Here is an 8,523-nt window from a genome sequence, read left to right as displayed (position 1 = left end):
TGGCGTTGACTTTTGGCACGCTGTTGAGTTCTCAAGGAACGGACGCTTCCTTCGGTCCCGTATCACCGGGGCCCTCCGGGCGCTTCCCTTCGTTTACTTCTGTATCCTGCTGTCTTGCGTTTCCGACTCTATCAGACTCTTCCGTGTCCGATTCCCGGTCGAAGCGGGATCCTGCTGTTCGCTTTCCAGAGTTCTTCGCTTTCGCGCTTTTCCCTTTCCGGCGAGTCCGACTCTATCAGGCCTTTCCTGTTTCCCTGACCACGTCCTGCGGGCATACCGAAGGAGCATTCACGGTTAGGATCTGGGCTTGAAGGTCGCCGCCGACCCCCGACTCAAAGTCGCGTTGGGGTCAGGCAGGAGTACGACAGTACAGGCCGCCGGGGATCGAGGCAAATCGCTCGCGGTGCACCCCTAGGCCTGTCAACCGGCCGGTCTCGGGCGGAACCGGGACTTCATATGACTTACGCTGCTGAGCAGTACGCCGTCCCCACATCAGCCGCGGCGGCGACACCTGAATCTCCACCCCCTGGGAGGCTCCCCATGACCAACGTGACGTCCCCTCTTGCCGGCCGCGCCATCGGACTCGCCGAGGTTCCCGACCCGGTCTTCTCCGGCGCGATGGTCGGTCCCGGTACCGCGATCGACCCCGTACGTGAGCCCTCCGAGGCCGTATCCCCCGTCGATGGCATCGTCGTCTCCCTCCACCCCCACGCTTTCGTCGTCGTCGACGCCGACGGGCACGGGGTGCTGACGCATCTCGGTATCGACACCGTCCAGCTCAACGGCGAGGGCTTCGAGCTTCTCGTGAACAAGGGCGACACCGTCTCCCGCGGCCAGAGCATCGTGCGCTGGGACCCGGCCGGCGTCGAGGCCGCCGGCAAGTCACCCATCTGCCCCATCGTGGCCCTGGAGGCCACCGCCGAGTCGCTCTCCGATGTACGCGCGGACGGGGACGTGAAGGTCGGCGACGCGCTGTTCGGCTGGCAGTGACTCCTCGGGCGCAGTGACAAGGCAGTTGCACAACCACCGCGGTGACACGGTCGCCGCACAACCGGAGACGGGTGAAATGGAGACAACGCTGCGAGGCGTCGGCGTGAGCCACGGTGTGGCCATCGGCGAGGTTCGGCACATGGGCACGGCGGTGCTGGAGCCGCCCGCCAAATCGATTCCCGCCGAGGAGGCCGAGCGCGAGCAGGGGCGCGCCCGCCAGGCGGTGGAGGCCGTGGCCGCCGATCTGATCGCGCGCGGCAACCTGGCCGGCGGCGAGGCACAGCATGTGCTCGAGGCGCAGGCCATGATGGCTCAGGACCCCGAGCTGATGTCCGATGTCGAGCGGCGGATCGCCGTGGGCAGCACCGCCGAGCGCGGGGTGTACGACGCGTTCGCCGCGTACCGGGCACTGCTCGCCAACGCCGGGGAGTATCTGGCGGGTCGGGTCGCCGACCTCGACGACGTACGGAACCGGATCGTGGCGCGGCTGCTCGGGGTGCCGATGCCCGGGGTTCCGGACAGTGACGAGCCGTACGTGCTGATCGCCCGTGACCTGGCGCCGGCCGACACGGCGCTGCTGGACCCGGCCCTGGTGCTCGGCTTCGTGACCGAGGAGGGCGGGCCGACCAGCCACAGCGCGATCCTGGCGCGGGCGCTCGGTGTGCCCGCCGTGGTGGCTCTGCCCGGCGCCGGTGAGCTGGCCGAGGGCACGGTCGTGGCCGTGGACGGCAGCACGGGCGAGATCTTCGTGGATCCGAGTGCCGAGAAGCGGGAGGAGATGCGGAGCGCCGCCGCCGCTCGTAAGGCCGCGCTGGCCGACTCCACCGGCCCGGGTGCCACCTCCGACGGGCACAAGGTGCCGCTGCTCGCCAATGTCGGCGGTCCGGGCGATGTGGCCGCCGCTGTCGAGGCGGGGGCCGAGGGCGTGGGGCTGTTCCGCACCGAGTTCCTCTTCCTGGACGACAGCAAGCAGGCTCCTTCCGAGGAGAAGCAGGTCGCGGCCTACCGCGCGGTGCTGGAGGCGTTCCCTGAGGGACGTGTGGTCGTACGCGTCCTGGATGCGGGGGCCGACAAGCCGTTGGACTTCCTGACGCCGGCCGACGAGCCGAACCCGGCGCTGGGTGTGCGGGGGCTGCGGAGCCTGCTGGACCACCCGGAGGTCCTGCGGACCCAGCTGACCGCGTTGGCCAAGGCGGCCGAGGGCCTGCCGGTGTACCTGGAGGTCATGGCGCCCATGGTGGCCGACCGCATCGACGCCAAGGCGTTCGCGGAGGCGTGCCGTGAGGCGGGGCTGCAGGCGAAGTTCGGTGCGATGGTGGAGATTCCGTCGGCCGCTCTGCGGGCGCGGTCGATCCTCCAGGAGGTGGAGTTCCTGTCGCTGGGCACCAACGACCTGGCGCAGTACACCTTCGCCGCCGACCGTCAGGTGGGCGCGGTGTCGCGGCTCCAGGATCCGTGGCAGCCCGCGCTGCTGGATCTGGTGGCGCTGTCCGCCGAGGCCGCTCGCGCCGAGGGCAAGAGCTGTGGTGTGTGCGGTGAGGCCGCTTCGGATCCGCTGCTGGCCTGTGTGCTGACGGGGCTGGGGGTCACCTCGCTCTCGATGGGTGCCGCGTCCATTCCCTATGTGCGCGCCACGCTGGCCAAGTACACGCTGGCGCAGTGCGAGCGTGCGGCGAACGCCGCCCGGGCGGCGGACTCCGCCGATGAGGCCCGCAAGGCGGCTCAGGCTGTGCTGTCCGGCGAGTAGGCACGCCGCGGGTGGTGTGTGGCAGGAGGGGCTTTCCGCCCGGGGGCGGACAGCCCCTCCTGTTGTGTGCCCGCGTCAGCGGTGCGGTTCCGCCGGGTCGGCTCCGATGTCGAACCCCGCGCAGTACTCCACGCCGGATTCCGGGGAGACGGGCTCTCCGGTGTCGGCGTCGGTGCAGTAGGCGTTGAAGACCTCGCCCGCGGTGAGCGGGGCGAGGGCGCCGTACGCCAGTCGCCAGCCGTGGACGCGGTCCGGGGTGTCGGGGGCGCTGGTGCGGAGGACCACTCCCCCGGGTGTCTCCAGCGCGATGGCCACCGCGAGGACCGTGGCGAACTCCGCTCCTTCCGAGGCGTCGATGCGGGCCGCTCCCGTGGTGTCGCGGTGGGTGTTGAGCGCGGCCAGGAGCTGGTCGTGCTCCGTGGGGGTGGAGCAGACCAGGTGGTGTGTGCCCGGGCCTGCCGTCTCCAGCAGGCGGGTGAGGAGGTGGGAGGCACGGTCGAAGGCGGCGCGTCCGATGTCCTGGCCGCAGTCGGCGCAGGCGCCGAGGTCCGCGAGGAGGAGCGTGGCGTACTCCCAGGTGGCCTGGCGGACCGCGCGGGAGACCAGGAGGGGGATGAGGTCGGCAAGTCGCTGGCCGGTGTAGGTGACGGTGGCTCCGGCGGCGGCGATCTCGGCGGTGAAGCGGCTGCGGCACGCTCCGGTGTCCGCGTCGAGTCCGGACTCCTCGCAGAACTCGGCGTACTCCTCGGGGTCGAAGAGGGCGACCGTGGTGTGGATGCCCTGGGCCGCCAGGGTCGTCAGCAGGCCTTCGACCTGCTGGAGGTAGGCGGTGTGGTCGTCGAAGGGGAAGGTGCGGTAGCGGCGCATGGCCGCGAAGTCCTGCTCGTCGGCCAGGAGGCCGACGGTGCTGGGGGCTTCGCGGCGCAGGACGCGTCGCAGGGTGGTGCCGTGCGGCGTGCGGCGTTTCGCGCTGTGCCGGGTGTTCGGCTCGGTGGTGCGCTTGGTGTTCTCGGTCTGTGCCATGTGTCGTGTCCCCCTGTGCACGGTGAATCCTTGCTCACTCAGCGTAATCAGGAGGACTGACAACGGGCCTGGGACGGCTTCTAGCGGCGGCGGCTCGCGGCCAGCTCGGCGTAGAAGTGGAGGAGGTCGAGGTTGTCCACCGAGCCCGGGTTGACCGCCTTGGCCAGCTCGGTGCCCTGGAGCAGGCGCTTGACCGGAACCTCGATGCGCTTGCCGGTGAGGGTGTGCGGGATGGCGGGGACCTCGATGACCTCGTCGGGGACGTGGCGCGGGGAGAGGTTCTCGCGGATGGTCGCCTTGATCGCGGCGCGGAGGTCGTCGTCGAGGGTGGCGCCTTCGGCGAGGTGGACGAAGAGCGGCATCCAGTAGCCGCCGTCGGGCTCTTCGAGGCCGATGACGAGGGACTCGCGGATCTCGGGGAGCCGTTCGACGGCCTCGTAGATGTCGGCGGAGCCCATCCGGACGCCCTGGCGGTTGAGGGTGGAGTCGGAGCGGCCGTGGATGATCACCGAGCCGCGGTCGGTGATGGTGATCCAGTCGCCGTGGCGCCAGATGCCGGGGTACATGTCGAAGTAGCTGTCGTGGTAGCGGCTGCCGTCGGGGTCGTTCCAGAAGCGGATCGGCATGGACGGGAGCGGGTTGGTGACGACGAGCTCGCCCACCTCGCCGGTCAGCGGCTTGCCCGAGGGGTCCCAGGACTGGAGGTCGGTGCCCAGGCAGGGGGCCTGGAGTTCGCCGATGTGGACGGGGAGGGTGGGGACGGCTCCGGCGAAGCAGGAGCAGACGTCGGTGCCGCCGCTGACCGAGGCGATCCAGAGGTCGTCGGCGACCTCGTCGTGGAGCCAGCGGAAGCCGTCGGGCGGGAGCGGGGAGCCCGTGGTGGCGACGCACTGGATACGGGAGAGGTCGAGGTCGCGGCCGGGGTGGATGCCGGCCTTGCGGCACGCCATGACGTAGGCGGCGGAGGTGCCGTAGAGGGTGGCACCGGTCTGTTCGGCGATCCGCCACTGGGCGCTGGTGTCGGGGTAGCCGGGGCTGCCGTCGTACAGCACGACGGTGGTGCCGGTGAGGAGGCCGGAGACGAGGAAGTTCCACATCATCCAGCCGGTGGAGGTGTACCAGAAGAAGCGGTCCTCGGGGCCGAGGTCGCAGTGGAGGCCGAGCTGCTTGAAGTGTTCGAGGAGGATGCCGCCCTGGGACTGGACGATGGCCTTGGGCAGGCCGGTGGTGCCGGAGGAGTAGAGGACCCAGAGCGGGTGGTCGAACGGGACCTGTTCGAAGGTCGGCTCGGTGTCGGCGGAGGTGAGGGCGGTCCAGGCGAGGGCGCCTTCGGGGGCGTCGGTGCCGAGCAGCGGGATGTGGACGACCGCGCGGAGGGTGGGCAGTTCGCGGCGGAGTTCGGCGACGGTCTCCGTACGGTCGTGCTCCTTGCCGCCGTAGCGGTAGCCGTCGACGGTGAAGAGGACGACGGGTTCGATCTGCTGGAAGCGGTCGAGGACGCTGCGGGCGCCGAAGTCGGGGGCGCAGGAGGTCCAGACGCCGCCGACGGCCGCGGTGGCGAGGAAGGCGACGACGGCCTGCGGGATGTTGGGGAGGTAGCCGCTGACGCGGTCGCCGGGGGTGACGCCGAGGGCGCGCAGCTCGGCGGCCAGCGCGCCGACCTGGCGGCGGAGGTCGGACCAGCTGATGGGGATCTGGGTGTGGGTCTCGTCGACGTACAGGAGGGCCGGGGTGTCGGCGCGGCCCGGGTCCTCGGCGGTACGCAGGGCGTGCTCGGCGTAGTTGAGGGTGGCGCCGGGGAACCAGGTGGCGCCGGGCATGGCGCGGTCGCCGAGGATGCTCTCGTACGGGGTGGAGAAGCGGATGTCGAACCACTCCGCCACCGCCTGCCAGAAGGTGTCCGGCTCGTCGACGGACCAGCGGTGCAGGGCCGCGTAACCGCCCTCGGCCGGGGCGCCGAAGCGGCTCGCGGCCCACCCCTGGAAGCGGGTGACGGCGGCAGCGGCGATGCGGTCCGGGCTCGGCTCCCAGAGGGGTGCGTCGGGCGTGGCTGCGGTCATGGGGCGGCTCCCTGGCTGGACGGGTACGCGGGTGGCGTGTCGGCGCGCACGGGCTGGGGTGTGCGCGTGAGCGGCTGACACGGACGATGCCATGTGATCGTCTTCGGCACCAGGGTGGGTCGGCATGACGGGGGGGGTCCGTAGGGCCGTGTGGGGGCGGGTCGGGGTGGGCGCCGGGCCGTCGGTGGTTCGGGGGCGGCTTTCCGGCGGAGCGGGTGAACGGGAGTTGAACGGGAGGTTCTGCGGTCCGGGCGGGTGGCATGGTGTGCGCCATGGACGGTCGTGACCTGGTGCGTCGGGTGAGTTTGGTCGGTTCGGTACGGGGTCTGCGTACGCTGCGCGCGGCCTGGCGGCGCCGGTCGGCGGATGCGAGGGCGCTGCCCGCGCGCGGTGCGGAGCGGGCCCGGGTGCCCGGTGCTCTGGTGGGGGCGGAGCCCGGGCCGGGCGGGGGTGTGGTGCGGTTCGCCCGTTCGTCGCTGCGGGTGCGGGTGGCGGTGGGCGGTGCGGTGTTCTGGGCGTGGGACGGGGCTGATCCGCTGCCGTCGTACGCGTTGGCGGGCGAGGTGCCGGCGGTCGATCCGCGGGCGGTGTTGGAGCCGGGCCAGGACGGGGGGTGGCAGGTGGTCTCCGAGCGGCTGACGGTGGTGGTCTCGCGGACGGGTGCGGTGGAGCTGCGGACGCCCGGTGGGGTGCTGTTGCGGCGGGAGCTGCCGCCGCGCTGGTGGGAGCCGGTGGGCGGGGGCCCGGTGCGGTGGGTGCAGCGGTCGGAGGTGCCGGCGGACGCCCGGTTCTTCGGGCTGGGCGGGCGGGCGTCGGGGCCCCGGCTGCGGGACGGGGCGTACGGGCTGTGGAACACCGATCCGGGCGGTCGGTTCGGACCGGGGGACGATCCGCTGTATCTGACGATGCCGGTTCAGGTGGTGGTCTCGGACGCCGGGACGCATCTGGCGTTCCACGACAACACCTGGGCGGGCCGGGTGGTGGTGCGTGAGGGTGCGGAGGGCGCCGGCTCCGGGCACGACCGGCCGGGCACGTGCGAGGTGCGGATGGAGGGCGGGCCGCTGCGGTGCTGGGTGGTGACGGGGACGCCGACCCGGGTGCTGCGAGGGTGGACGGCCTTGACGGGCGCGCCCGCGGTGCCGCCGTCGTGGGCTCTGGGGCCGCAGCACGCCCGGTGGGGGTTCGGCGCCGAGCGGGAGGTGCGGCGGGTGGTGGCCGGGTACCGGGAGCGGGGGCTTCCGCTCTCCGTGCTGCATCTGGACATCGACCACTACGACGGCCACCGGGTGTTCACGGTCGACCGGGAGCGGTTCCCCGATCTGCCCGGACTGGCGAAGGAGTTGCGGGCGGAGGGGGTGCGGCTGGTGTCGATCGTGGACCCGGCGGTGAAGGCCGAGCCGGGGGACGCGGTGTTCGACGCGGGGCTGGCGGTCGGGGAGCGCGGGGCGTACGTCCGGGACGCGCGGGGGCGGGTGGTGGTGGGCGAGGTGTGGCCGGGGGCCTGCGTCTATCCGGACTTCACTGATCCGGTTGTGCGGGAATGGTGGGGATCTCTGTACGGGGAGCGGCTTGCGCAGGGCTTCTCGGGGGTCTGGCACGACATGAACGAGCCGGTGTCGTTCACCGCGTTCGGGGACCCGTCGCTGCCCCGTTCCGCCCGGCATGTCCTGGAAGGCGCGGGCGGCGACCATCGTGAGGCGCACAACGTGTACGGGCTGGCGATGGCCCGGGCCGGTTACGAGGGGCTGCTCCGGCTGCGCCCCGAGGAGCGGCCGTTCCTGTTCTCCCGGTCGGGGTGGGTGGGGATGCAGCGGTACGGGGGCACCTGGTCCGGGGATGTCTCGACCGGGTGGCCGGGGCTGCGGGCCTCGCTCTCGCTGGTGTTGGGCCTCGGGCTGTGCGGGGTGCCGTACTCGGGTCCGGACGTGGGCGGGTTCGACGGGTCCCCGTCCCCGGAACTGTATCTGCGGTGGTTCCAGATGGGCGCGTACCTGCCGCTGTTCCGGACCCATGCGGCGATCGACGCGGGGCGCCGGGAGCCGTGGGAGTTCGGGCCGGAGGTGCTGGAGCACGCGCGGGCCGCGCTGGTGGAGCGGGAGCGGCTGCGCCCGTACTTCGTGACGCTGTCGCATGTGGCGCGGCTGTCGGGGGCGCCCTATGTGCGGCCGGTGTGGTGGACGGCGCCGGGTGACCGGGCGTTGCGGGGGTGCGAGGACGCGTTCCTGCTGGGCGATGCGCTGCTGGTGGCCCCGGTGATGGAGGCGGGTGCGGATCGGCGGGTGGTGCGGCTGCCACGGGGGCGCTGGTACGACACGGCGACCGGGCGGGCGTACGAGGGGCCGGGGTCGGTGGCGGTCGACGCCCCGCTCTCCCGGATTCCGGTGCTGGCTCGGGCGGGGGCGGTCATCCCCGTGCGGGACGCGGACGGGGATCTGGAGCTGGAGGTTTGGGCCCCGGCTCCGGGGCGAGCGGGGGGCGGGCTGGTGGTCCGGGACCCCGGTGACGGGTGGGCGGAGGCCGAGCTCGAACGGTATGTGGCGCGGTGGGAGGGGGACCGCGTGGTGGTGGAGCGGGACGGTGGTGGGGAGGGGGACCCGGTCGGGCTGCCCGTGCGGGTGCGGGGGGCGGTGGAGGGGTAGAGGGCCGGGCGGTGGCGGGCGTCGGGCGGAGAGCGGAGAGCAGGCGGGCGGAGAGCAGGCGGGC

General features: G+C 72.4%; 5 protein-coding genes. 3 read left to right on the top strand and 2 right to left on the bottom strand.

Translation table 11 applies throughout. The features are described 5' to 3' along the window. Nucleotides 1-540: 540 nt before the first annotated feature. Together AC0682_RS02055 and ptsP are read left to right on the top strand one after the other, a co-directional pair. Nucleotides 541-990 carry a PTS sugar transporter subunit IIA gene (locus tag AC0682_RS02055; protein WP_478530489.1) on the top strand — a complete coding sequence of 150 codons (450 nt, stop codon included), beginning with the start codon at nucleotides 541-543 and terminating at the stop codon, nucleotides 988-990. A 76-nt stretch (nucleotides 991-1,066) separates the two neighbouring features. Then, nucleotides 1,067-2,737, top strand: coding sequence for a phosphoenolpyruvate--protein phosphotransferase (ptsP, locus tag AC0682_RS02050; RefSeq protein ID WP_478530488.1), 1,671 nt, complete (start codon nucleotides 1,067-1,069; stop codon nucleotides 2,735-2,737). Between the two features lie 75 nt (nucleotides 2,738-2,812). Here the strand turns inward: ptsP and AC0682_RS02045 are convergent, their stop codons facing one another. Both AC0682_RS02045 and AC0682_RS02040 read right to left on the bottom strand, forming a co-directional pair. Continuing rightward, nucleotides 2,813-3,760, bottom strand: coding sequence for a hypothetical protein (locus AC0682_RS02045; protein WP_478530487.1), 948 nt, complete (start codon nucleotides 3,758-3,760; stop codon nucleotides 2,813-2,815). Nucleotides 3,761-3,840: 80 nt separating this feature from the next. Then, the gene (locus AC0682_RS02040) at nucleotides 3,841-5,820 is read right to left on the bottom strand and encodes an acetoacetate--CoA ligase (protein WP_478530486.1); all 1,980 of its coding nucleotides are present in this window, start codon (nucleotides 5,818-5,820) and stop codon (nucleotides 3,841-3,843) included. 272 nt (nucleotides 5,821-6,092) lie between these two features. On the opposite strand from AC0682_RS02040, the gene AC0682_RS02035 reads away from it, so the two are divergent. Further along, nucleotides 6,093-8,459 (top strand): glycoside hydrolase family 31 protein, encoded by a 2,367-nt coding sequence (locus tag AC0682_RS02035; protein WP_478530485.1) that lies wholly within the window; start codon nucleotides 6,093-6,095, stop codon nucleotides 8,457-8,459. The last annotated feature ends 64 nt before the right edge of the window (nucleotides 8,460-8,523 follow it).

The organism is Streptomyces sp. NPDC043746 (assembly GCF_056436485.1).
Note: the sequence above shows the minus strand (reverse complement) of the source record. Positions and strands in the feature narration are given on the sequence as shown.